Consider the following 25,733-nt stretch of genomic DNA (forward strand, 5'->3'; position numbering starts at 1 on the left):
GCGCATCGAGCGTGTCAGCATCGCGACCGCCGGCGTCGGCATCGGTCCGAGCTGGAGCACGTCCATGCCGACGGAGGTGAAGCCCGCGATCAGCGCGGTTTCGATCATGTACCCGGAGAGTCGGGTGTCCTTGCCGATCACGACGCGATGGCGGTAATCGCCGCGGCGAAAAATGAGGCCGCTCGCCTGCCCGACCTTGAGCGCCAGCTCCGGCGTAATCAGACCATTGGCGAGGCCCCGAATCCCGTCCGTTCCGAAATATTTGCGGCTCATATATCCCCCAGCATCGTCCTATCTCAAATTCGTCTCGCCGGCGCTCCGACCGCAGCATTCGCATCCCATCCCGGCATGCAGCCTTGCGAATGTTGGAATCAAGGGACCACCAGCAACCAGGCCTCCCGTGGAGTTCCGGATTTGACTTTCGCCTTTCGAACTCGCGATCAGGAAAATAGCGAGTGTCAAACCCACTGCACAGGTCTTGCCTGGCGAAACGCCCGTACGCCAGACCATCCTAACGTTGACGCGGTTATAATGCCTTTGGCACCAAAATGACTTCAAAAAATATGATTAATCATATCAGGTTACCGCCTCTCCGCGCGCTGGCTCAAGTCATTGACCAGAAAAAGGAATACTGGGTTCCCGCCGCCGATTTCGGTGCCTGCTAATCCTTGCGCTTGACGTGGCGGTCATCCCTGGAGGGCGGCGGCTGGGTGACATTGACCGGGTCCGAGGCCGGAAAAGTCTCCTCCAGCCCCTCCTCCAGCGCCTGGTCGAGCAGGCGCTTTTCCAGATCCTTGGCATCGGCGGCCTTGGCGCGCGATCGGATCATGCGAACCTCCATTGCTCCTCGTGACACGATTTTGCGAGAGGCGCAGGCATGGTAGATGAGCGGCTAAGCGGACAAATACAAGAAGGGTCGGAAACGTCCATGAAACACATCACCTGCATCGAGGATCTGCGCCAGCGCCATATGCGAAAAGTGCCGAAGGCATTTTTCGACTACGCCGACCGCGGCTCCTATGCCGAGGAGACGCTGCGCGCCAACCGCGACGATCTTGCGAAGATCAAATTCCGCCAGCGCATTCTGGTCGATGTATCGAGACGCGATCTTTCGACCACCATCCTTGGCGAACCTGCCTCGCTTCCCCTGATCCTGGCGCCGGTCGGACTCACCGGCATGCAATATGGCGACGGCGAAATCCACGCCTGCCGCGCCGCGCAGGCCGCCGGCATTCCCTATACGTTGAGCACCATGTCGATCTGCTCGATCGAGGATGTCGCCGCCAATGTCGCCAAGCCGTTCTGGTTCCAGCTGTATGTCATGAAGGACCGCGGCTTCATCAAGGCGCTGATCGAACGCGCGATCGCGGCCAAATGCAGTGCGCTGGTGCTGACCGTCGATCTGCAGGTGATCGGGCAGCGCCATGCCGACATCAAGAACGGCATGACGGTGCCGCCGGAATGGTCGCTGTCGAAGCTGTTCGATTTCGCCACCAAGCCGGCGTGGGTGGCGAGCGTGTTGCGCGGCAAGCGCCGCACCTTCGGCAATCTCGTCGGTCACCTCAAGGGCACCGACGACATCACCGCGCTCGGCACCTGGATCGGCACGCAGTTCGACACCACGCTGAACTGGAAGGATGTCGACTGGATCCGCAGCATCTGGCCCGGCAAGCTGGTGCTCAAGGGCATTCTCGACGTCGAGGACGCCAACGAGGCGGCAAAGACCGGCGCGCAGGCGCTGGTGGTATCCAACCATGGCGGCCGCCAGCTCGATGGCGCGCCTTCTTCGATCGAGGCGTTACCCGAGATCGTCGACGCGATCGGCGACAAGATGGAAATCATGTTCGACGGCGGCATCCGCTCCGGTCAGGACGTCATGCGCGCGCTCGCGCTAGGCGCCAAATCCTGCATGATCGGGCGCGCCTATATTCACGGTCTCGGCGCTTTCGGCGGCCCTGGAGTCGAGAAGGCGATCGACATCATCCGCAACGAACTCTCGACCACCATGGGCCTGTGCGGGGTCAACACCATCGCCGAGATCGATGACCGCGTGCTGGCGGTGTAGCGACCTGGCCACCGTCATTCCGGGGCGATGCGAATGCATCGAACCCGGAATCTCGAGATTCCGGATTCGTCGCTGACGCGACGCTCCGGAATGATGTTTCGCCTACGCAGGCGTTGGCGAAAACATCACATCGGCGGCGCGATGCCGTCGCGGCCAACGCCGATGCGGTTGGTCTCGAGCGATCCGTCGTCCTTCTTCATCGCGCCGAAGATGATGACTTTCGCACCCGGGGCTTGACCTCCGACTTCTCGCCGGTGACGAAGGCAACGATCGCCGCATCCGGCGGCACCACGACCTTCTTTTCACCGTCCTTGTACTTGACCTGAATGACCTGGCCATCCACGCCGGCAACGGTCTCGGCGACGGTAGCGTTGGTCACGGTAGAGTTCGGACGCAGATCCCAGGGCCGAAAACCTTCGGCCGCACCACGCATGGCCTCGGGGAAGATATGGATGGCCAGCGCCTTCTGGCTGCCATCGGGCTGCGGCATGCCTGACACCCCGATGTAGTTGCCGGGCTTGATCTCCGACAACGAAGTCTTGGCGATGCCGATGACCGAGAGGTCGTCAGTCATTTTGACCTTCACGTCGGTGCCTTCGCGCGTCTTGATCATCAGCATCGGACCATCGATGCCTTCGATGGTGCCGCGAATGCGGACGGTCGGCGGCTGCTGGGCCCAGGCGGCGGAGGCAAGCAGGGATATCATTGCGAACGAAGCGAGAAGCGCGCGCGTCATCCACGAGGAGATTTTCGGCATGGTCATTCCCTCAAAGGTTTTGGTTGAGCAACGAAAATAGTACCCCACGAAGTCGGGGTTATTCCGGGAATCCTACATCGGCGGCGTCAGCCCGTCGCGGCCAACGCTGATGCGGCTGGTTTCGAACGAACCGTCCGCGATTTGCTTGACGAACGCGATGATTTTGGCCCCCGGCTTCAAATCGGATCGGTCGGCGGCAACATAGGTCACGACCGGAGTGTCGGGGCCGACCACGACTTTCTTTTCGCCATCCCTGTACTTGATCAGAAGGTTCTGACCGTCATTGCCGGCGACCGTCTCGGCCACCGTGGCATTGGTCATGGTCGAGTTCGGACGCAGATCGTAGGGGCGCGATCCTTCGCCGGTGCCGCGCATGTCTTCGGGAAAGACGTGAACCTCGACCGCGTTCTGGCGGCCATCCGGTCCTGGCACGGTCGTGGTGCCGATGAAAGAGCCAAGCTTGATGTCGGCGAGCGAGATCTTGATGATTCCAACTACCCGCGCATCGGCTGTCATGTGCAATTTGACGTCTCCGCCGCTGCGCGATTTGACTGACAGCACGTCGCCCTCGACCTTCTCGATCTTGCCGCGCACCCGCGTCGGCGTCGGTGGCTGCTGGGCTACCGCGAGCAGGGATGTTGCAACCACCATGGCAACGGCAACGAGCGGACGAGTGAGGGTGGAACGTTGAATTGGCATGCGATGGACCTCCAGGAGACCGTGAGCTTAACCATGGAGGACGAACCTTCCATGATGCTGCCGCTCACAAGCGCGCGATCAGCGAAAGGGCTTGCCCGATCAGGTGTGCCTGAGATCGGCCTCGACCAGCGCGCGAAGTTCGGGCGTGACCTCGGGTCGACGACCGAACCACAATTCGAATCCGCGCACCGCCTGGTGCAGCAGCATGCCGAGCCCGTCGGCCGTCCTCAGGCCACGGCTGCGCGCCGCCGCCAGCAATGGCGTTTCCAGCGGCACGTAAACGAGGTCGGCGACGATCGACTGCGCGGCAAGCCGGTCGATATCGAGTTCGAGTGCGCCCTGGCCGTGCATGCCGAGCGAGGTCGTGTTGACCAGCAATCCGGCCTGCGGCAGCACCTCAACGAACTTGTCCCACGCAACGGGATGTACGCTGTCGCCGAATTGATCGGCAAGCGCTTGTGCTCGTTCAAAGGTCCGGTTCGCGACATGCACGCGCTTGACGCCGCGCTCGACCAATCCGAACACCACCGCGCGCGAGGACCCGCCGGCGCCCAGCACCAGCGCGTCGTCGATGGCGTCCCAGCCTTTCGCGGCGGCGTCGAGATTGTTGATGAAGCCTTCGATGTCGGTATTGGTCGAGCGCAGTTCCTTGCCCTCATACCACAAGGTGTTGGCCGCGCCGACCGCGCGCGCCCGCTCGTCCGGCACCGTCAATGCAAGCGCACGTTCCTTGTGCGGGATGGTGACGTTGGCGCCGATGAAGCCGTGCGCCGACAGTCGCAGGACGAATTCGGCAAAGCCTTCCGGCGGCACCGCCTCGATGTTGTAACCGCCCTCGATCGCGAGCGTTCGCAGCCAGTAGTGGTGGATCAGCGGCGAGCGCGAATGCGCCGCCGGCCAACCGATCAGGCATGCCGCGCGGGGTCTTGTTGAGGCCGCCATCGCCAATCCCTGTTGCGGCGCCGCACCCGTCAGACGCCATCCTGGTGCAGTGGATCTGACATTCGCACCCTAGTTGGCGCGAGTTCGTTAGCGAATGTCAAATCCATAACTCCACTAGAAACCTTTATTTTCTGGTGGTCCTTTGATTCTAACATTCGCAAAGGTTCCTGCCGAGAAGGGATGCGAATGTTAGAATCGGACCACTGGTTCAAATCGGGCAAGCCGCGTTCCCTGTCAATGCCGACACCCCCGGAGAAGTTCAGGTCGCCGCAAGAGCATCCGGCGCAGCCGGAGGCGCCTCTCGCTCCCCCTTGATGTCAGCCATCGCCCGCGCGATGGTTTCGCGGTAGATGGCGCGCGGGCGGATGACGCCATGGGTCAGCAACGCGCGGCGAACCGGCGGCGATGCGCCGGTGATGTAGAGCCGGATGCCCTGACGGGCGGCCTTGTTCGCAACCCGGCTCATCGCATTGGCCGCGGTGGAATCCAGAAACGGCACCGCCGCAAAATCGACCACGAAGGCCTTGCGCGTGTCGGCGATGCTGTCGAGTACCGTTCCCACCGACGAAGCCGCGCCGAAGAAGAAGGCTCCCGTAATTCGATACACCAGGACATCCGGGTCGGCGGCCAGGCGGGAATCGTAGGGCGCGCGGACGCCGTCGCCGAAATCGGCGCGGTCGGCTTGCACCAGCACATCCGCTTCGACGCCGGTAACTTGCGCCATGCGGTTGATGAACAGCACCGCGCCGAGCGCAAAGCCGACCAGGATGCCTTCGGTAAGATCGCGAAAGATCGTCAGCAGAAAGGTCGCAAGCAGCACCACCGCATCACCGCGTGAGGAGCGGATCAGAAGCGCGAATTCGCGCCTTTCCGCCATGTTCCAGGCGACGACGACGAGCACGGCCGCCAGTGCGGCGAGCGGAATGAAGCTGGCGAGGGGAGCCGCGACCAGCATGAACAGCAAAAGGAACAGCGAATGCAGCATGCCGGAGACCGGACCGCGCGCACCGGCGCGGACATTGGTCGCGGTGCGCGCGATGGTGCCGGTGACGCAGATGCCGCCGAACAGCGCCGAGCCGATATTGGCAAAGCCTTGCGCGACCAATTCGCAATTCGACCGATGCCTTCGTCCGGTCATGCCGTCGGCCACCACAGCGGACAACAACGATTCGATGGCGCCGAGCAGCGCGAATGCGATCGCATCCGGCAGAACCGCTTGCGCCTTCGCAACAGACAATGAGGGCCATGCGGGGAAGGGCAATTGCCGGGGAATGCCGCCAAAGCGTGTGCCGATGGTTTCGACGGGAAGCGACAACATCCAGGTTGCGACAGCCGCGACAGCGACCGCGATCAAAATGCCCGGCCAGTGTGGCCGCAGCCTGCGCAACACCACGATGATGGCGATGCTGATCGCGGCAATTGCGATCGCCGAATTATTGGCCGTGTGCAGGCCACCCGCCAGTGCCTGCAGTTTCGGGATGAATTCGCCCGGTTCCTTTCCGGAAAGCTGATGCCGAGCAGATCCTTGATCTGGCTTGTGAAGATGATGACGGCGATGCCGGAGGTGAACCCCACGGTGACGGGATAGGGGATGAATTTGATGTAGGTGCCGAGTTGCAGAAAACCGGCGGCGACCAAAAAAACCCCGGCCATGGCGGTTGCGAGAATCACGCCGTCGATGCCGTGGCGTTCGGCAGTCAGCGCGACGAGCACGATGAAAGCGCCGGCGGGCCCTCCGATCTGAAACCGGCTGCCGCCGAGCAGCGAAACGATGAAGCCGCCGACGACGGCGGTATAGAGGCCGCGATCGGGCGTCACACCGGATGCGATCGCAATCGCCATCGACAAGGGAAGCGCGACGATCGCCACCGTCAGGCCGGAAAGTGCGTCAGCCCGAAAATCCGAGAACGTGTAGCCCTCGCGCAGAACCGTGACGAGCTTGGGCACATATAATTCGGCGAAGGTCGGCCCGTGGGCCTGGCCTACTCGCTTTCTCGCGATGCTCATGCCGCGGCTGCTCCCCGTTCCACCCGCATGATCGGCATCTGGCGGGTTGCTTCTCTAGATCATGATGCGATCAAGCCGAATCGCATCATCTCTTGGTCTGAGCATGATCTTTTCGGAAAACCGGTTTCCACTTTTCCGGATCAGGCTCTAGTTGCGACGCGGCGGGCCCGGTTGCTTCAACCGCACGCCACGCCCGCCATCCTCGCTGCGCGCATTTTCGCCGATCAATTCGACGCCGGCCCGGCTCAGCGCCTCGACCACCTTGGTCAATGATTCGACCACGCCGCGAACCGTGCCGACGCTGCCTTCCATGCGCTGGATGGTCGGCAGTGAAAGACCGGCCATCTCCGCAAGGGTTTTCTGGTCAATTCCGAGCAATGCCCGCGCCGCCCTCATCTGGAAAGACGTGATCATGCGATCGATCCATATCCTGATTATGATAAATGATGTTTTTTCTAATGAAAATGATGTAAAAAACATCAAATAGCAATCCGGAAGTGCCCAGCCAAAAACATCCGCCGTCCTGCGGGGTCGCAAGGACGGCGGAATCGAACCAGAAGGTTGTTTGAGGGGCGAGCTAAAGCGTGATGAAGCCAGGTTGACCTATAACCGCGGCGCAAGCGCGCTCCCTCTCCCATTGGGAGAGGGTTGGGGTGAAGGGTACGGTCTATCAAGAGAACGTTCGACCCTCACCCGGATTGCTTCGCAATCCGACCTCTCCCCACCGGGGAGAGGTGAATCAAATCTGCTGGCAAAGCGAGCCAAACAAAACTCATCCCGCTCTATGCCGCTGCGCGATGGGCGGCGATGATCTGGTCGGCGGCGCGGCCAGTCACCTCTGCCATCCGATCGAACTGCCGGGTGAAACTGCCGGCACCGGCGGTCGCCGATCGCAATTCCACGATCAGCTCGCCGATCTCGGCTTCGGGCATCATCGCGCGCACGCGATCCCAACCCGACCAGCCCTCGCGGGTGTCGAAGCCGAGAATCTGTCCACGTCGTCCCGAAAGGATGGCGTTGATCTTCGCGGTCGCATCGTTGGGACAGACGATGTCCACCACGTGGATCGGCTCGAGCAACACCGGCTGGCACTGCGGCAACGCTTCGCTGACGCCGATCCGCGCGGCGGTGCGGAAGGCAAGATCAGACGAATCCACGCTGTGATAGGAACCGTCGATCAGCGTCACGTCCACGTCGATCACGGGGAAGCCGAGCGGCCCGCGCGTCAATCCGTCGACGACGCCCTCTTCGACCGCCGGAATGTAGTTGCGCGGAACGGCGCCGCCGACAACCTTTTCATGGAATTCGAAGCCGCCGCCGCGCGGCAGCGGTTTGATCTCCAGCACCACGTCGCCGAACTGGCCGTGACCGCCGGATTGCTTCTTGTGCCGGCCACGCTGGGTGATCGGTTTGCGGATGGTCTCCTGATAGCCGATCGCGGGCGGATGGGACTTCACGTTGACGCCGAAGCGGTCGCGAAGCCGCTCCAACGCGACGCGCAGATGCATCTCGCCCTGTCCCCACAGCACAGTGTCGTGGGTGCGCGGGTTCTGCACCATGGTCAGCGATGAATCTTCTTCGTTGAGCCGCAGCAAGGCCTGGCCGAGCTTAACGTCGTCCTTGCGGTCGGCGGCAGCAACCGCCATCGCCAGCACCGGCGGCGACGGCTCGACACTCACCAGCGCGTTCGGTGCGGTCTTGCTGCTCGACAGGGTATCGCCCGTCTTGAAGCTGTCGAGCTTGCCGAGCGCCACGGTGTCGCCCGCCTCGGCATAGGGCCGCTTGTTGTCATTGCCGCAAGAGAGCGCCGAAACTCCGGACACCCGGCCCGCTTCACCCGGCGATGAATGCAGCGTCGCGCCGTCCTCGAGCCGTCCGCTCAGGACGCGGGTCAACGACAACTTGCCGCCATGCTGCAAATGCACCGTCTTGAACACGTAGGCCAGCGCATCCCTGGATGACGGCGCGCCGAGACGTTTGGCGGTTTCGGCCACGCCCGGCGATTCATGCCGCAGCGCCTTCATCAGGCGCAGCACGCCGTTCTCGCGGATGGCGGAGCCGAGCAGCACCGGACAGATCAGGCCTTCGCGCAGTTCGCGCGCGAGATCATCGAATACGGCGTCACGCGGCGGCTGGATGTCTTCCAGCAATTGCTCCATCAGCGCGTCGTCGTGATCGGCGAGCTTCTCCAGCATCGAGAACCGGGCTTCCTTCTCGCGGTCGAGATCGTTGCCCTCCAGCGTGATCACTTCGGATGCCTTGTGCTCGCGGTAGACAAAGGCGCGTTCAAGCGCCAGATCGACGAAGCCTGCGATCAACTCGCCGTTCCAGATCGGAATCTGGCGCAGCACCAGCGGAATCCGCGACGCCGGCTGCAGGGTCGCGAGCGTCTCGCGGATGCGCTTGTTGGCGCGGTCGATCTTGTTGAGAAACAGAAAGCGCGGAATGCCGAGATCCTCGAGCTCGCGCAGGATGATCTGAAGCTGCGGCAGCTTGCGCTCGTCGGCCTCGCAGACCACGACCGCGGCGTCGACGGCCGGGAGCGCTGCGCGCATGTCGTGCGAGAACTCGACCGAACCGGGACAATCGATGAAGGTGTAACTGTCGCCCATGAAGTTGGTGGTGACGGCGGTGAGGCCGACGCCCATCTTGTGATGACGCGCCTCGGGAGTGGAATCTCCCACGGAAGTCCCCGCCTCAACCGTGCCGGCGCGCGGGACTGCGCCCGTCCGCGCCAATATTGCTTCTAGAAGTGTGGTCTTACCGCTTTGGAAAGGGCCCACCAGCGCAATGCACCGTGGACCGCGGGGACTTCTGACGTCTTGTCCCATCGCCGCCTCCTTGTGTGGAGCTCGGCCCTTGATTGGGTCGGCAAAATGGATGCTCACCCCGGATCAAGGTTTTGGCAAGCGAGAAAAACGTCATGACACATTACATGTATTCTCGCTGCAGTGCATCCTTAGGGAGAACGGGGTGCTGAGCTCTACCTCATCAGCTTTGCAAGGCACGCCAACCACGATGCCATCTGCCAGCCGTTCGGCGTCCGGATCACGTCGCCCGCCACTCATCCATGCGCGCAAGCGCGATCGTCGGCCCTTAAACGACACTGGCAAAGGATTTCTTAGCGTCCTGGCCGCAATTCGAGGCTTTCCAGCCCGGCCGCGACGCTCACCCCGACTTGTCCCTGCAGGCTGAGCGGCTGCAGCGCGATCGAATTGTTCGAACCGCCGACCAGGACGTTGCCGCCGGCTCCGACGCCGAGCGTCGCACTTCCCTGCGCGCCGGCGTAGTTGCCGGTGAGATCGCCGGGCCCGAGCACCTTCACGGGCGCAAAGACGCCCCAGGCGAGCGCCGATTCCTGAGTGATGCCGAGATCGACGCCGACCTTGCGAATGGTCGCGATATAGCGGTCCTCCGGCCGGCCATCGATGCGAAGAACGCAACCGAGATTGGTCACCGAGCCGACGATGAAGCCGATGCTCGCGCCGCCGCGGCATTCGAGAATGCCAACCTGCACGAGCGCCGGCTGCTGCGCATGGACGCCGGCAGGCGGCGCGCCCAGCATGGCGATGGTGCTGGCGGCAAGGAGAACGAGACGGCGCATGAAAGGGATCTCCGAAAGAGTGACGCAAGCAGACGTCACGAAATGCGCCTGGCCCCCAAGCGCTTTTCTTCTATGACATACCTTCCATGGTGGTTCCAGACTGCGCGCTTGGTCATTCCGGGGCGCGCGAAAGCGCGAACTCTGATGTGCAATTTGCACATCAGAGAATCCATCGCGCTAATAAAACGTCGGGAGAAGGGGATTCCGGGTCTGCGCCAACCAAGTCGGCAATTGCCGACTTGGTCATTCATATTTGCCGAACTCGGGTAAACCCGAGTTCGGGCGGCGCATCCCGGAATGACGGCGAAGTCAAGCCGCGCTATCGCAGATTGCCGCAAAAACGCTGGATGCGTTTGCAGGCGTCTTCCAGATCTGAGGTCTTGGTCGCGTAGGAGATGCGGAACGCGGGCCCCAGCCCAAACGCCGAACCCTGCACCACCGCCACGCCTTCGCTTTCCAGTAGTTCGGTGACGAAATCCTGGTCGTTGCCGATCATCTTGCCGGACGGCGAGGCTTTGCCGATGGTGCCGGCGCAGGACGGATAGACATAGAAGGCGCCCTCGGGCCGCGGGCAATCGATGCCCCTGGCCTGGTTGAGCATCGACACCACGAGGTCGCGGCGCTCCTTGAACACCTTGTTGTTCAAGGGAATGAACTCCTGCGGACCGTTGAGCGCTTCGACCGCGGCCCATTGCGCGATCGAGCACGGGTTGGAGGTCGACTGCGACTGGATCGTCGCCATCGCCTTGATCAGCGGCGCTGGGCCGCCGGCATAGCCGATGCGCCAGCCGGTCATGCAATAGGCTTTCGAGACGCCGTTCACGGTCAGCGTGCGCTCGTACAGTTTCGGTTCGACCTGCGCCGGTGTTGCGAACACGAAGTCGTCATAGACGAGGTGCTCGTACATGTCGTCGGTCATCACCCAGACTTGCGGATGCTTCACCAACACGTCCGTGATCGCCTTCAACTCGGCGCGCGTATAGGCGGCACCGGTCGGGTTCGACGGCGAGTTGAGAATGATCCACTTGGTCTTTGGCGTGATCGCCTTTTCCAGCGCCTCGGGCTGCAGCTTGAAGCCGTGCTCGGCCGTGCACACCACGGGTACCGATTCTCCGCCGGCGAGCGCGACCATTTCCGGATAGCTGACCCAATACGGCGCCGGGATGATGACCTCGTCACCCGGGTTGATCGTAGCCATCAGCGCGTTGTAGAGCACCTGCTTGCCACCGGTGCCGACAATGACCTGGTTGGGTTTGTAGGTGAGGCCGTTCTCGCGCTGAAACTTGGCGATGATCGCTTCCTTCAGCTCCGGAATGCCGTCCACCGCGGTGTACTTGGTCTTGCCGCCCTCGATGGCGTGCATCGCCGCCAGCTTGATGTTGGCAGGCGTGTCGAAATCAGGTTCGCCCGCGCCAAGGCCGATGACGTTGCGCCCCGCAGCTTTCAGCTCACGTGCTTTATCCGTCACCGCGATCGTCGCGGACGGCTTCACACGGTCGAGCGCAGCGGACAGGAACGGCATCATTTTCTCCCAATTGCCTCATGGCAGGCGTCGTGAATTCGCGAGGGGACTTCACGACTCTTTGCTGATGGAATGAGGCACCCTAAGGCGAGGTTCGCCGCACCGCAAGAAGCTTGGCGGCCAAGCGCGAAACTTTAGAGATCGTTAAAAGGCGGAAGCTAGATTCGCGCAACATTCCTAAAGTTAAGCGGCGAAATGGCTCATTTCTGGCAAGGCCTGCGATCCGGCGACTGGCTGACGGTAGCGCGCGCGCGCAGCTACAGCCTGACCCTGCTCGGCCTCGGTGCGCTCGCGATCGCGAGCTGGATTGCGTTGTCTGATGGTCTTGTCGACCGCAACGGCAAACCGCTCGGTACCGATTTCTCCAACGTCTATGCCGCGGGCCAATTGACCTGGCAGGGGCGCCCGGCGGAGGCCTACGATCCTCCGCTGCAGCACGCCGCCGAAAAGGCCGTGTTCGGCGGCCGCGAGGTGCCGTTCTATGGCTGGCATTATCCGCCGTTCTTTCTCTTGATCGCCTTTCTTGTCGCCAGCCTTCCCTACGCTGCCGGGCTGTCGATCTGGCTTGCGAGCAGTTTTGCAGCCTATCTGGCGGCGATGCGGGCGATCCTGCCGCGCCGCGAGACGGCATTGATCGCAACGGCCTTTCCCGCCGTCTTCGTCAATATCGGGCACGGCCAGAATGGCTTTCTCACCGCGGCGCTGCTCGGCGGCGCCTTGCACTTTCTCGATCGAAGGCCATACCTTGCGGGCGCTCTGATCGGGCTTCTCGCCTACAAGCCGCAGTTCGGCGTGCTGATCCCGATCGCGCTTGTTGCCGGCGGCCGATGGCGCACGATCGGTGCGGCTGCAGCCACCATGGCCAGCCTGCTCGCACTCAGCTTCGCCACGCTGGGGGAAGGCGTATGGCACGCCTTTGCGCAATCGACGACTTTCACCCAAACCGTCGTGCTCGAACAGGGCGACACCGGTTGGGAAAAAATCCAGTCGATATTCTCAGCCGTGCGGATGTGGGGCGGCGGCATACAATTGGCCTATGCCGTCCAGATCGCGCTCGCCATCACGCTCGCCACCAGCCTCGCCTGGCTTTGGCGCGGCGACGCCGCATTCGAACTCAAGGCAGCGGCGCTTTCGCTGGCAAGCCTGCTCGCGACGCCTTACGTGCTCGACTACGATCTGGTGGTCGCAGGTGTAGCGATCGCCTATTTTGCGCGGCTGGGGCTGAGGCGGGGGTTCCGCGATTACGAGATCAGCCTCTTGGCGGTCGCGTGGCTTGCACCTTTGCTGACGCGCAGCGTTGCGCAGGTGACGGCGATCCCACTGGCGCTGCTGACACTGCTGACGCTCTACGTTCTGATTCTGCGGCGCGCGGCGCTGGATCGCGCAGACGTTACAATATCCGCCGGAAAAATCGCGCACGCGTGACATGTCGATCAAGACCGTGAAATGATCTACCACATCGTTGCAGTGCGGTAGAGGTTTTCGACTTTTCCACGCGCCGCTCTTGCAAACGCGCCTCTCCAGGCATCATTGTTTAGCCGCGTTGCCGGAGCACAAGACTGTGCCTCGGCGTGCGCCGCCTGTTCCAATCGGTCGAACGATTTCGCGATGTACAAGCTCTACTCGATGCAGCGCTCCGGAAACAGCTACAAGGTCCGCCTTGCGCTGGCTCTGCTCAACCTGCCCTATCGTGCGATCGACGTCGACATTCTGCGCGGCGAAAGTCGAACGCCGGATTTTCTTGCCAAGAATCCGAGCGGACAGGTTCCACTGCTTGAGGTCGGTGAGGGACGTTACCTTGCCGAATCCAATGCGATTCTCTGGTACGTCGCCGGCGGCACGCCGCTCGCGCCGGACTCGCGCATCGAGCGCGCCGAAGCGCTGCAATGGATGTTCTTCGAACAGCACGCCCTGGAGCCGAATATCGGCGCCGCCTATTTCTGGCTCGCACTGGTCAAGGGCGGCCGCGACCTGCAGACCCACGCGCTGGAGGACTGGATGGAGCGCGGCTATGCCGCGCTGCAGGTGATGGAAAATCACCTCAAGACCAGCGAATTTTTCGCGGCCGGCCAGTTCACGGTGGCGGATATCGCGCTCTATGGCTACACCCATGTCGCCGAGCAATGCGACTACGATCTGTCGACCTTCCCCTCGATCTGCACCTGGCTTAAGCGTGTCGAGCAGATCCCGGGCTTTGTGTCGATGGACTGGCGTCCCGATACCGAAACCGACCAATCGGCCGGTATCGTTGCAGGCGCGTGAAGAAGTCGGACAGCGGGCATAAATTGAGGGGATAACGGGTATATCCGGTGCTTGCGGCAAAATACATGCCTTCGCGCAGGAGCTCGGCCGCGGGCATTCAACCGCGCGTGTGACGCGCTCCCCCGCCTGGTAAACCCTTTATTAGGGTTAGCGAAATCAAGACGCGCCGCGAAGGCAACCATCCGTAAAGCTGCTTGCCTTATTCTCGCTGCAAACGGGAACAGACATGCAGTTCGACTGGCGCGCCATCAGCGGTCCGGCCCTGTCGTCGGCGACGGCGCTGATCGCGCTTATCGCCGACCGTACCCTCACCACCGTTCCAAATCCCGCGCCGGTCTTCGTCTGCATCGTGGCGTTGGCAGGCTCCATCTCCGGCCTTGCATCGGGCTTGATCAGCGCCGGCATTGCGGTCGGCTGTTCGACGCTGTTTTTCCTCAGCCATCGCACCACGCCGGGCATCGATTTCTTCGATCTGGTACGCCTCCTGACGCTCGCGGTCACCGCGACCGGCACCGCGGCCTTCACCGGCGTGTTGCGGAAGCGGCTGACGGATACTCTGGCTTGCGAGCGTTTGCATCATGGCACGGCCGAGCGGCTTTCGGCGGCGCTCGATCATGTCGACATCGGTATCGTGCTTCTGGATTCCGATACCCGCGCCGAATTCATCAACCGTGCCTTTCGCGATTATTTCGCGCTCCCCGACGAGAAGGCCGACAGCAAGCCGCCGTTCATCGCCCTGATGTATCATGGCCGCGACAACGGCGCCTACGAATTGCCCGAGGAACAGTTGAGCGCCTTCATCGCCGAGCGGACGGAGATGATGCGCGTCGGCGATTCAACGCCGATCAACATTAATCTCAGGGACGGGCAGGTGCTGCGTTTCAGCTGCACGGCGCTGCCCGACGGCGGCCGCATGCTGAGCTACACGCCCGTCACCGATCTGGTCCGTCACACCGACGACCCCGCGCGCGCCGACTACTACCGTTCTCTGCGCCGTCGCCGCGGCATCGGGCTCGGCGAAGATCTCCGCGCGGCCGAATAGGGCTAAATACTTGCGACCAAATCGCATTAGTCCTGTCGGGTGGGGATTGCTCAATATTAAGAACCCCTGCCAACTTCGTCAGGCACGGGCTTGACCCGCGCATCCATCGCTTTGCAGAAACTTTCGCGCGAAGATAGATGGATTGCCGGGTCACGCCTGGCAATGACGCAGTTGTGGCTCGATCGGAGTATCGCTTCGTGGTCCGATCGACTTCCGAAACCAGCAGAACGATGTCCAACGATCTCACCATTCGCTTCGTGACCCCTGAGGATTTCGAACGGTGGCTTCCCTTGTGGGACGGCTACAACGCGTTCTACGGCCGCTCCGGCGCCACCGCGCTGTCGCCCGAGATCACCCGCATGACGTGGGCGCGCTTCTTCGACGCCTATGAACCGGTTCACGGTCTCGTCGCCGAGACCGACGGAAGACTGGTCGGCCTGGCGCACTACCTGTTCCATCGCAGTACCACCGCGATCGCGCCGGTCTGCTATCTGCAGGACCTCTTCACCGACGAAGGCACGCGCGGCAAAGGCGTAGGCCGCGCGCTCATCGGCGAAGTTTATCAACAGGCGAGAGCTGCCGGATCGCCCCGCGTTTACTGGCAAACGCATCACACAAACCACACGGCGCAGCGGCTTTATGACAAGATGGCGGAGCACTCCGGCTTTGTGGTCTACCGCAAACTGTTCTGACCATTGCCGATTTCTGCTGCCTCTGCCGCGCGGCCGCGCTCGAGTGTTATTCGATGTCGCCCGCGGCCTGATCCCACCCCCCCCTGTGGATAACTAAAGATGTCACGACTGCGTTACATGGCAAAGCTAGGGTTGCCCCGCGTTGATCTGGCCCCCCGTCGACGATCACGCGCCCCCAAGCGGCCCCCGTCAGTCGCCTGACCGGGGCCGCACTTTTTGTGCCGACAGACTTTCACTTTGTGTGGCGCGCGTCTTGCGAGCAGCGAAGGCGACGAAGCAATCCAGTTTGCTCTGGGTTCGGTCCTAGATTGCTTCGCGGAGCCTGTCATCGGGCGCGCATTCGCCCGACCCGTTGGCGCGCAATGACAGGTTGCGGATTGAGCCACGCCTTGCGCCAGGATGGCGTGCAGGCCAAATATGACGATCTGCAACACGGCTTCCCACGGGATTGATCCATCATGCAAATTCGCAACCTCGGCGGCTCGGGCCTACGTGTTTCCGCCGTTGGGCTCGGCTGCAACAATTTCGGCCAGCGCACCGACCTCGAAACCTCTCGCAAGGTGATCCACAAGGCGATCGATCTCGGCATTACGCTGTTCGACACCGCCGACATCTACGCGGGGCTGGGCGGCTCCGAGACCGTGCTGGGCGAGGTGCTCGGCGATCGTCGCAAGGACATCGTGCTGGCGACGAAATTTTCCAAGCCGATGGCGACCGACGGCACCAAACAGGGCGCCTCGCGCCGCTACATCATGTCCGCCGTCGAGGCCAGTTTGCGGCGGTTGAAGACCGACTACATCGACCTCTACCAGCAGCACGACTACGATTCCTCGACCCCGATCGAGGAGACGCTGCGGGCGCTGGACGACCTGATCCGGCAGGGCAAGGTGCGCTATGTCGGCAATTCGAACTTTCCGGCCTGGCGGATCGCGGAGGCCGAGCACGTGGCGCGCGCGATCAACGTCAATCGTTTCGTCTCCTGCCAGGACGAGTACAGCCTTGTGGCGCGCGACATCGAGAAGGAGCTTCTACCGGCGGCACGCCAGTACAATCTCGGCCTGTTGCCGTTCTTCCCGCTCGCCAGCGGTCTTCTCACCGGCAAATACAGGCGCGGCGCCGCCGCACCGGAAGATACGCGCTTTGGCAAATCCCCTGCGCTGCGCGACCGTTACGTCACGCCGCGCAACGAGGAGATGGGGGAGAAGCTGCAGGCTTTCGCAAGCGCACGCGGCCACACCATGCTGGAACTCGCCTTTTCCTGGTTGGCGGCGCGGCCGCAAGTGGCGAGCGTCATCGCCGGTGCGACGCGTCTCGAACAGGTCGAGCAGAACGTCAAGGCGATCGGCTGGGCGCTCAGCGCCGAGGAGATGGCGGAGATCGACCGGATCACGAACGGGTAGCCGGGCGCATACTCGCGCGTGATTTTGGACGGGATTGATCCCCTGGAGCTCCGATTCCGAAGTTCGCAAGCTGTCGCGGCGACCTCTGATGCGAACTTCGGAATCAAAGGAGCTCCAGCAACTTCTTGATTTGAGTAGCGGCTTTGAATTTGAAGTTCCTATCACGAACTTGGCCCGCGATACCGATAGGAACTTCAAATTCGCCGCACTGGAGCTCCGATTCCGAAGTTCGCAAGCTGTCGCGGCGACCTCTGATGCGAACTTCGGAATCAAGGGAGCTCCAGCAACTTGTTGATTTGAGTAGCGGCTTTGAATTTGAAGTTCCTATCACGAACTTGGCCCGCGATACCGACAGGAACTTCAAATTCGCCGCACTAGATTTTGAACGACGAATATTTCGAGCCGGAGTAGGCTTGCGCCCTGGCCGTCAGGAGAAGCCCATGAGCAAGCCTGCGATCCGGCTTTTGACGCTCGCTTTGTGTACGACGGCGCTGGCGCTGGCTCCGACAGTCACGCCGGCCAAGGCCGCAACGAGCAGCAGCGGGCATGTCCATAAACACAAAAAGCACTGGCGAGCCCACGTCAGCGAACCCTGGTATGTCGGTCAGGCGCAGCCGTTTGTCCCGCCGTACAGTCAGGCGGGACCGATCTGCCCGGGCATTAGCCGGGGCATCGATTGCAGGATCTTTCCTCCTCCAATCGATGTGGATCCTGATCGAAGGGTTCCCAAGTTCTGACGCCCTTCACGCTTGCCTTGCCGGCCATACCGCCGCCGCCCTCGGCGACGCGCGGCGGCCCTCTGGACATAACCCTGCTGCAACGTCCAAACTCGGCTCCCAAAAAGAGGAGCCGCTCCGATGCCCATTATCGATTCCCAGGTCCATGCCTATGAGGCCAACACTCCGAAACGGCCCTGGGCCAGCGTGCCGAACTGGCCCGATCACGTCACGGGCGAGGAGATGGTGGCAGCGATGGACGAGGTCGGCGTCGACGGCGCGATCTTCATCTCCGCGTTTTCGATGTACCGCTACGATGCCAGCTATGCCGTCGAGGTGGCGCGGGCCCATCCTGGTCGGTTCGGCATCGTCAAGCCCGTCGACCCGGACGACCTGGCGGTCGCCGATGTCGTCGCCGAATGGAAGAAGACGCCGGGCACGGTCGGAATCCGCATCATGTTGACGAAGGATACCGGGCGCGCGCCCAACGATCCCGGCATCGACCGGATTGCACGCGCCGCCGTTCGCTACGACTTTCCGGTCAACATGCTGTGCTGGGGCAATTTGGAGGCGGGAGCGGCGATTATCGATCGCCATCCCGATACGCGATTCATCATCGATCATCTGGGCATCATGCAGCCGCGCGTACCGCCGGCACCGCCGGAGCCTTGGGCCGACCTTCCGAAGGTGCTGGAGCTCGCCCGCCGCCCGAACGCGGTCATCAAGGTCAGCGGTGCCTGCACGTTGTCCCAAAAACCGTATCCTTTCCCGGACATTTGGGATCCGCTTGCCCGCGTGTTCGATGCGTGGGGTTTCGATCGCTGCCTGTGGGGGACGGACTGGACGCGCGCGTTCGCCGTCGTCAACTACGAGCAAGCGGTTGAACCCTTCCTCACGACCAGCCGCCTGAGCGACAGCGAGCGGGCCATGCTGATGGGCGGGGCCTGCGTCAAAGCCTATGGCTGGTCGCCGAAGAAGGCCTAGTACCGGCCAATCCAGCCAACTTCGTTTTGTTGCGCGTGGACCGGGGTGTATATCTCTTGGTCGGAGCACTGTAGCGCGGTTCAAGCAGACTCATCTGGGGAGGATGTTATGGCTGACGATGAAGGCGTGCGCAGACGCGATGTCCTGAAAGGCCTTGGCGTCACCGGGGCGGTGGCTGGCATCGTTGCGACCGCAGCTCCACCCACGATTCAGGAAGCCGAGGCACAAACGGCAGCGCATCCGCATGCGCACCCCGCGCCGCTGACCGGCCAATCGGCTGACGACTATCGGTTCTTCACGCCTGCCGAGGCGGCGGTCGTCGTGGCGCTGGTCGATACGTTGATTCCAAAGGACGAGGTCGGTCCCGGCGGTGCTGAAGCTGGCGTGCCGATCTTCATTGATCGCGAGCTGGCCGGCGCCTATGGCCGGGGCGCGCGCATGTATCTTGACGGACCGTTCCGGCAAGGCACGCCGCAACAAGGTTACCAGCTGCCGCTGACGATCGCCGATCTCTACCGCGTCGGCATTGCCGACCTCAATGCCTGGTGCGCCAGCACGCACGGCGGAAAGAGTTTCGACCAGTTGTCTCCTGCCGATCGTGTCGCGGCGCTCAAGGCCATCGAAGCCGGACAAGCGGAATTTGCCCAAATACCCGCGCGCACCTTCTTCGGGGTCCTGCTTCAGAACACCGTGGAAGGGTACTTTGCCGATCCGATGTACGGGGGCAATCGCAACAGCGCGGTGTGGAAGATGATCGGCTTTCCCGGCGCGATCGGGATGTATGTCGACGAGATCGAGCAATATCGCAACAAGCGCTACGAGGTCGAACCGAAATCGATCCAGGACCTGAGTTAAGCGAGCAAAGCCATGGCAACGCAACTCAAAACCGCTGACATCGTCATTGTCGGGCTCGGCTGGACCGGTGGCATTCTTGCCAGGGAGCTGGCTGAAACCGGCCTCTCCATCGTCGTGCTGGAACGTGGTGGCCCGCGCGACACCAATCCCGATTTCATGTACCCGACCATTCACGACGAGCTGCGCTATGCGCAGCGCCACGAATTGATGCAAAACGTTTCGCGCGAGACGCTCACTTTCCGCAACAACGCAAGCGAGATGGCGTTGCCGATGCGCCAGCTCGGCTCGTTCCTGCCGGGCGAAGGCGTCGGCGGCGCCGGCGTGCATTGGAATGGCGTGACATGGCGCTGGCTGCCGTGGGACCACGAGCCCTTGAAGCACACGCTTTCGCGCTACGGCAAGGCTGTCATTCCGAAGGACATGCAGTTGCAGGACTGGGGCGTCTCCTATGACGAACTCGAACCCTGCTACGACAAGTTCGAATATCTCTGCGGGGTATCAGGGAAGGCGGGCAATCTGCGCGGCCAGAAAATCGACGGCGGCAACGTGTTCGAGGGACCGCGCCAGCGCGACTATCCCAATCCACCGATGCTGCAAACCCACGCCGGAGCGTTGTTCGAGAAGGCGGCAAAAAGTCTTGGCTATCACCCCTTTCCCGGGCCGTCGGCCAACATGTCGCAGGCTTATATCAATCCCGACGGCGTTGCCTTCGGCGCCTGCCACTATTGCGGCTATTGCGAGCGTTTCGGCTGTGAGGCGAACGCCAAGGCGAGCGCGCATTTTACGGTGATCCCGCTGGCTGCGAGCAAGAGCAACGTCGAGATCCGCACCAACGCACGCGTCATGAAGGTCAACCTCGACCCCGCGAAAGCGCGCGCCGAGAGCGTGACCTATATCGATGCGGGAGGTCGCGAATTCGAGCAGCCGGCAGGAACAGTGGTCCTTTCCGCCTATGCACTCGGCAACGTGCATCTCATGCTGCTCTCAGGCATCGGCAAGCCCTACAACCCGACCACCGGCGATGGCGTCGTCGGCCGCAACTACGCCTATCAGATCGGCAGCGGCGCCACCGTGTTCTTCGACGAGAAGACCTGGATCAACCCGTTCATGGGCGCCGGTGCGCTGGCCGTCAATATCGACGACTTCAATACCGGCAGCTTCGATCACGCGAAGGAAGGTTTCATCGGCGGCGGCGGCATCTCCACGCCAAGCAGCGGTGGCCGGCCGATCGGCTTCCACCCGGTGCCTTCAGGCACCCCGGCGTGGGGCGCGGAATGGAAGCGCGCGGTGGTGCGCCACTACAACCACACGCTCAGCGTCCTCAACCAGGGTAGCGTGATGTCCTACCGCCAGAACTATCTCGATCTCGACCCGACCTATCGCGATCGCTACGGGCGACCGCTGCTGCGGATGACGTTCGATTACCATGCCAACGAGCAGAAGCAGGCGAATTTCCTCGCCGACATCTGCGTCAGGATCGGGCAGGAGATGGGTGCCGAGCGCGTGGCGCGGCGTGGGTCGCCCGAGCGCTACAGCATCGTCCCCTATCAAAGCACGCACAACACGGGAGGGGCGGCGATGGGGAGCGATCCCACGACCAGCGCGCTCAACCGCTACTGCCAGGCCTGGGATGTGTCGAATGTGTTCGTCACCGGCGCGTGCGCCTTTCCGCAGAACGCGGGCAAGAATCCGACCGGGCCTATCGGCGCACTCGCCTATTGGACTGCGGATGCGATCAAGCGCTACCTGAAGAATCCAGCACCGCTGGTGCCGGCCTAGAGCATGATCCGGACCCGAAGGGCCGCGCTAGCGCAAAGTAGAGACCGGTTTTCCCTTAGCTAACAAAGGCGGAATGCGTTTGCGCGAAGTCATGCTCAAACAAAAAGATGCGATCGGCGTCACGGACGCCCGAGCGCGCACTTGTCGCGCAAGGTTGCGAGCCGCTTTTATTCGACCTGAGATGAGCCGACGGCGCTCGGCCTGCTCGCGCTTAACAGCGCGAGAGCCTGCGTGAAAGAAGGTATCTTAACGAATCGTGCCTGATGGGGTAGCAGAAAATCGTAGTCTGGCGTACAAAATCGTGCGGGTGGTAGGGGGCCGCGACATCAGAGTATCTAACCTCGTCATTTAGCAAGGCTTCCATGTTAGCTCCATCGATGAATCCAGATGACGATGCCAAAATGTTCGACCTCGCGCCGGTCTCACTCTGGATCGAGGACTACAGCTCGGTTCGCGCGCTGTTCGAGCAGTGGCGCAGGGTGGGCGTGACCGATGTCAGGGCATTCCTCGCCACCAATCCAGACCGCGTGCGCCAGTGCTCGCAGCGCATCCGCGTCCTCAAGGTCAACCGCAAGACCCTGTCGTTGTTCGGTGCCCGCGATCTCGATCATCTAATGGCGAATCTCGATCAGGTGCTGCGCGACGACACCTTCAACAGTCATGTCGAGGAACTTGCAGAGCTCTGGAACGGGCGCACCAGCTTCTCCAGCCATACGGTCAATTATGCGCTGACCGGCGAACGTCTCGATATCCAGCTCCATGGCACTATCCTTCCGGGCCACGAGCAAAGCTGGGACCGCGTCTTGATCGCGGTCGAGGACGTGACCGAGCGGGAACGTGCCCGCCGCCGCCTCATTGACAGCGAGAACTATGCATTCGGCCTGTTTGCCCATTCGCCGGTTTCTCTTTGGGTGGAGGACTTCAGCGGGGTGAAACGCCTGATCGATGAAGTCCGCGGCCGTGGGGTTGACGACTTCCGGGTCTTCACCGATGTGCACGAGGAGTTCGTCCCGCGCTGCATGAGTGAAATCCGCGTGCTCGATGTCAACAGCCGGACCCTCGAACTCTTCGGTGCGCCGGATAAGGAAACCTTGCTGCGCAATCTCTCCGCCGTGTTTCGCGACGAGATGAAGCCGCATTTTCGCGAACAACTCATCGATCTTTGGGACGGCAAGCTGTTCCAGCAGCGCGAGGTGCTAAACTACACGCTCGACGGGACCAAGCTCCATCTACTGCTGCAATTCTCGGTGCTGCCCGGCCATGAACGGGACTGGTCGCTGGTGCAAGTTGCGCTGACCGACATCACCGCTCGCAAGAAGGCGGAAGCCTATCTCGAATATCTCGGCACCCATGACGTGCTGACGCGCACGTTAAATCGCTCGTTCTATGTCGAAGAACTCAATCGGCTCGAGCGCAAGGGCCTGCAGCCGGTCACCATCATCCGCGCCGACATCAACGGCCTGAGGGTCGCCAATGACGAACTCGGCCACGCCGCCGGCGACGCGCTGTTGCGCCGGGCAGGCGAAGTTTTTGACTCTTTGGTCAAGAAGCCGGCTTGGGTCGCGCGCATCGGTGGTGACGAGTTCGCGATCCTGTTGCCGGGCACCGACGCCGTGGTCGGGGAAGCCGTTCTCACCACACTTGCAGAGCTCATCGAGCTCAATAATCAGTACTACCTGGACGTCCCGCTGGACATCTCGGCCGGGATCGCAACGAGTCGGCCGGGCGGGCGGTTGGAACAGGTAGCCAAACGCGCCGACATGAAGATGCTTGAAGCGAAACGATTATATCACTTGCAAACCAATCGGAACCGGCGCGGGACAGGCGCCACATAAGGCCGCCTCCCAACGCGCGGCGATGGGGAGCGATCCCACGACCAGTGCGCTCAATCGCTACTGCCCCTGCCGCTTCAAATTTGGATTCGCGATTGTTGTTGAACCTTCATGTCATCGGCCATTTTAGCGCCGTGGAGGCCTTCAGTCAGGCTGTCGTACGAGTGAGCGCGACAAATCTTCGAGATCGTCCTTTAGAAAGGCCGGTACGTCGGAGGAAATCGGAACGATTCGGCCGTCCCCTATTGCCCTGGCCAGGTCGTCCAATGTGGCGTTCAGGCTAGCCTGTCCGTTGGCGCCAAATGCAGTGAAGGCAACCTTCCCCGCGCCACTGCTGCCGGCCTCCTCCAGCGCCCAGCAGAATGCGTGCAGCCGGTAGAGCAGGCGTTGTGCTGCCACGACGGCAGGCCAAAGCGCCTCAGCGAAATCGCGGTGTTGCCGTGACCCGGCACCGAGCTCATAGGCCGTCAGCAGCACCATCGCCCTGTGTCGCAGGTTGCGCCGGGCTCGTTTAGCCTCTGTTGAAACCACATCGCCCGTCGAGACGAACTTCAACAGCTCTTGAGCGGAGCGTAGGGCCGCTGCGAGCTCTTGTGGAATTGGAACAGCTACCAAACGGGGCGCCGTTACCAGCAGCACGCCGATTCCGATCGTGCACCCGATAATCGTATCGATGGCGCGGGTCCAAAGGAGGCCCGTAATGTCCTCCACCGCTTGCCCGCCGGCCGCCATTGTAATCGCAGCAGCGGTGATGAAGATGACGGCCAAAGCATAGTTGCGCGCCACCAGCATCCAGATGAGGAATTGCAAGACCGCAAGCGTCGCTGCAAGCCAGAGCCCTTGAGGCTGCAGCCACAGCACCACCCCCGCAAGGAAGAGGCCAAGCAGAGTACCGATCACCCTCTCTAACCCGCGCTGAAGACTCCGATTCCAATCCAATCCCTGATGCGGCACAAGGACAGCAGCAGCGACGATCCAGTACGCGCGGTCCAAGCCAAGCACAGCTCCCACCAACCCCGCCAACGCTGCCGCCAAACCAACGCGGAGCGAAACGACAAGGACGGGAGACGGCCACACCAAGCTTTCCCGTAACAACTCGGAAAAGCCGTGCTTGCCGAGGGGCAAATGCTCGGGTGCCTCGCGTGCGGAAGATTGGGCTTTGGAGCGCGCCTCTGCGGCGAGGTCGAGAGCACGAGCAGCTAGCGCATCGCGATCTGTGGAAGCGTCACGCGCATTGATGCCATCGACAAACAATCGGTGCAACTCGCGGCTGATCGCGCGCAGCATCGTCAGTGTGCGATCATCGGCCACACGAGCTGGTTGCCGCGACACCAGCGTCGTCCAAGTGTCATGCAGTGCCACGGACGCGACGTGTCGCGTCCGGTCTTCATCATAGCTGCCGACTGATTTGACAAACTGCGCGACCGCTTTTCCAGCGGAAGCCACCGCTGTCCGTTCGGGAGCGCGCGGATCGGCCAAGCCCCCCATGAGCCGCACAATCGTGGAAAGGCCGCCGCCAGCCAGGACGAGCAACCCTGCCTGCCACCAATGCAATTGCTGGCTGGGAAGGCCATGGCCGAGAGCGCCGGCCAGCGCAAACAAATAAGCACCGGGCGGTCGAATGCCGAGCGCGTTGCAGAAGAAGGTCGCTCCCATTGCAATCAGCACGACTGCGGCGATTCCAAAAATACCGAACTGCTTCGACCAGGCGCCCACCGCCACAGCACACCCCAGGCTCACGGCAATCGTCGCCAACTTGATGGCTCGATTGCGATAGGGACGATCGGCTCCGTATAGTGCCGTGAATGCTCCAAAGCTCGCTATCACGCCTGCCGCAACGTCACCCGCAATCCAGCCCACAACAACCGGCGCGGCGATGCAGAACGACGCGCTGAGAGCATACGCCCATCGATTGGGCGCATTCCTTAACTGCACCAGTTGCCGGAGGGAAAACATCGCCGGCTGCAAAGACGGAGGGATCCGATTCATTTCGTCAGAGCTGGTCGCGGATGGCGAAGAGGCTCACGACCCCGACCCCTTGATGGTAGGGATCAAGGGGCCGTCGTCGCTGGCCGGTACGCCCGTTCTAGCCCTTAAACTCCCTGCTGAGTGAGGTGATTTGAACCGTTTCCGACCGTGGTCGGCTGAACCGTTCGCAACCGTGGAATTGTTCAGCAAATCAGGCGTTGCATATTGGCGATGTCGGCTCCTGGCCCAAAACGGCACGCCAAGAGCATGGCGGACATAGCGAGACCTGCTGATAGCCTTGTCCCGTTCGCGAATGACCCTGAGCCTAAGAAGGCGGGGACCTCTCTCTACGTCCGTTGCTGCAGCAGGGCGGCGAGTTCATTGGGCATGTCGAGCATCACGTCATGCCCGCACGCAAGCTCCTCCCGCCACCAGCGGCGCTCTCCCGCCTTGGCGTAGAACTGGCCGAAAGGACTGTCGAAGCCACTCGCCCGAATGTATCCGATGTTTGCGATATCGTCGCAGGCGCCGCTGATCTGCGCTGGCGCCTCAAAACTGGACAGCGGGTGCATCGTGCACTGACTGTCCACCCAGGAGGCGTCTGCCG

At 62.1% G+C, this 25,733-nt stretch carries 20 protein-coding genes and 3 pseudogenes; 11 read left to right on the forward strand and 12 right to left on the reverse strand.

Going from position 1 to position 25,733, the window contains the following annotated elements; all coding sequences use genetic code 11:
* A pseudogene (glmM, locus tag VNX23_RS24000) lies at window positions 1-273 on the reverse strand (phosphoglucosamine mutase); the annotation flags it as partial.
* A 388-nt stretch (window positions 274-661) separates the two neighbouring features.
* Window positions 662-829 (reverse strand): hypothetical protein, encoded by a 168-nt coding sequence (locus VNX23_RS24005; protein WP_325634059.1) that lies wholly within the window; start codon window positions 827-829, stop codon window positions 662-664.
* 99 nt (window positions 830-928) lie between these two features.
* On the opposite strand from VNX23_RS24005, the gene VNX23_RS24010 reads away from it, so the two are divergent.
* A complete protein-coding gene (locus tag VNX23_RS24010) occupies window positions 929-2,065 on the forward strand; it encodes an alpha-hydroxy acid oxidase (protein WP_325634060.1) in 1,137 nt (378 codons plus the stop codon).
* A gap of 125 nt (window positions 2,066-2,190) precedes the next feature.
* Here VNX23_RS24010 and VNX23_RS24015 read toward each other — a convergent pair.
* The 8 genes and pseudogenes from VNX23_RS24015 to VNX23_RS24050 all read right to left on the reverse strand — a co-directional run bounded on the left by VNX23_RS24015 (window position 2,191) and on the right by VNX23_RS24050 (window position 11,596).
* Window positions 2,191-2,801: pseudogene (locus VNX23_RS24015) on the reverse strand (hypothetical protein).
* Between the two features lie 93 nt (window positions 2,802-2,894).
* Window positions 2,895-3,521, reverse strand: coding sequence for a hypothetical protein (locus VNX23_RS24020; RefSeq protein ID WP_325634061.1), 627 nt, complete (start codon window positions 3,519-3,521; stop codon window positions 2,895-2,897).
* 99 nt (window positions 3,522-3,620) lie between these two features.
* Window positions 3,621-4,463: a shikimate dehydrogenase gene (locus VNX23_RS24025; RefSeq protein WP_325634062.1), complete on the reverse strand. Its 843-nt coding sequence runs from the start codon at window positions 4,461-4,463 to the stop codon at window positions 3,621-3,623.
* A gap of 259 nt (window positions 4,464-4,722) precedes the next feature.
* A pseudogene (locus VNX23_RS24030) lies at window positions 4,723-6,470 on the reverse strand (SulP family inorganic anion transporter).
* Window positions 6,471-6,617: 147 nt separating this feature from the next.
* On the reverse strand, window positions 6,618-6,884 hold the full coding sequence (locus VNX23_RS24035; protein WP_325634063.1) for a helix-turn-helix transcriptional regulator: 267 nt from the start codon (window positions 6,882-6,884) through the stop codon (window positions 6,618-6,620).
* 368 nt (window positions 6,885-7,252) lie between these two features.
* Window positions 7,253-9,301 (reverse strand): elongation factor G, encoded by a 2,049-nt coding sequence (locus tag VNX23_RS24040; protein ID WP_325634064.1) that lies wholly within the window; start codon window positions 9,299-9,301, stop codon window positions 7,253-7,255.
* A gap of 290 nt (window positions 9,302-9,591) precedes the next feature.
* Window positions 9,592-10,074, reverse strand: a complete 483-nt coding sequence (locus tag VNX23_RS24045; RefSeq protein ID WP_325634065.1) for a DUF992 domain-containing protein — start codon at window positions 10,072-10,074, stop codon at window positions 9,592-9,594.
* Window positions 10,075-10,393: 319 nt separating this feature from the next.
* On the reverse strand, window positions 10,394-11,596 hold the full coding sequence (locus VNX23_RS24050) for a pyridoxal phosphate-dependent aminotransferase (protein ID WP_325634066.1): 1,203 nt from the start codon (window positions 11,594-11,596) through the stop codon (window positions 10,394-10,396).
* 195 nt (window positions 11,597-11,791) lie between these two features.
* Between VNX23_RS24050 and VNX23_RS24055 the strand changes: the two genes are divergently transcribed.
* From VNX23_RS24055 to VNX23_RS24100, 10 genes are all read left to right on the forward strand, one after another.
* The gene (locus VNX23_RS24055) at window positions 11,792-13,021 is read left to right on the forward strand and encodes a glycosyltransferase family 87 protein (RefSeq protein ID WP_325634067.1); all 1,230 of its coding nucleotides are present in this window, start codon (window positions 11,792-11,794) and stop codon (window positions 13,019-13,021) included.
* 183 nt (window positions 13,022-13,204) lie between these two features.
* Entirely contained in the window at window positions 13,205-13,858 is a 654-nt protein-coding gene (locus tag VNX23_RS24060; RefSeq protein ID WP_325634068.1) for a glutathione S-transferase family protein, read from the forward strand.
* A gap of 226 nt (window positions 13,859-14,084) precedes the next feature.
* Window positions 14,085-14,900: a PAS-domain containing protein gene (locus VNX23_RS24065; protein ID WP_325634069.1), complete on the forward strand. Its 816-nt coding sequence runs from the start codon at window positions 14,085-14,087 to the stop codon at window positions 14,898-14,900.
* A 230-nt stretch (window positions 14,901-15,130) separates the two neighbouring features.
* Window positions 15,131-15,592, forward strand: coding sequence for a GNAT family N-acetyltransferase (locus VNX23_RS24070; protein WP_325634070.1), 462 nt, complete (start codon window positions 15,131-15,133; stop codon window positions 15,590-15,592).
* Between the two features lie 458 nt (window positions 15,593-16,050).
* On the forward strand, window positions 16,051-16,992 hold the full coding sequence (locus tag VNX23_RS24075; protein ID WP_325634071.1) for an aldo/keto reductase: 942 nt from the start codon (window positions 16,051-16,053) through the stop codon (window positions 16,990-16,992).
* 440 nt (window positions 16,993-17,432) lie between these two features.
* Window positions 17,433-17,729, forward strand: a complete 297-nt coding sequence (locus VNX23_RS24080; protein ID WP_325634072.1) for a hypothetical protein — start codon at window positions 17,433-17,435, stop codon at window positions 17,727-17,729.
* Between the two features lie 120 nt (window positions 17,730-17,849).
* Complete coding sequence (locus VNX23_RS24085; protein WP_325634073.1) at window positions 17,850-18,692, forward strand: amidohydrolase family protein; 843 nt, start codon at window positions 17,850-17,852, stop codon at window positions 18,690-18,692.
* 108 nt (window positions 18,693-18,800) lie between these two features.
* Window positions 18,801-19,547, forward strand: coding sequence for a gluconate 2-dehydrogenase subunit 3 family protein (locus VNX23_RS24090; protein ID WP_325634074.1), 747 nt, complete (start codon window positions 18,801-18,803; stop codon window positions 19,545-19,547).
* Between the two features lie 12 nt (window positions 19,548-19,559).
* Complete coding sequence (locus tag VNX23_RS24095) at window positions 19,560-21,326, forward strand: GMC family oxidoreductase (RefSeq protein WP_325634075.1); 1,767 nt, start codon at window positions 19,560-19,562, stop codon at window positions 21,324-21,326.
* Window positions 21,327-21,727: 401 nt separating this feature from the next.
* Window positions 21,728-23,161, forward strand: coding sequence for a sensor domain-containing diguanylate cyclase (locus VNX23_RS24100; protein ID WP_414643068.1), 1,434 nt, complete (start codon window positions 21,728-21,730; stop codon window positions 23,159-23,161).
* Window positions 23,162-23,302: 141 nt separating this feature from the next.
* Here the strand turns inward: VNX23_RS24100 and VNX23_RS24105 are convergent, their stop codons facing one another.
* Window positions 23,303-25,114: an FUSC family protein gene (locus VNX23_RS24105; protein WP_325634077.1), complete on the reverse strand. Its 1,812-nt coding sequence runs from the start codon at window positions 25,112-25,114 to the stop codon at window positions 23,303-23,305.
* Window positions 25,115-25,473: 359 nt separating this feature from the next.
* Window positions 25,474-25,733: hypothetical protein (locus tag VNX23_RS24110; protein ID WP_325634078.1), on the reverse strand; the 260-nt coding region annotated here is incomplete at its 5' end.

The sequence above is a fragment of the Bradyrhizobium sp. genome (assembly GCF_035570375.1).
Classification (GTDB): domain Bacteria; phylum Pseudomonadota; class Alphaproteobacteria; order Rhizobiales; family Xanthobacteraceae; genus Bradyrhizobium.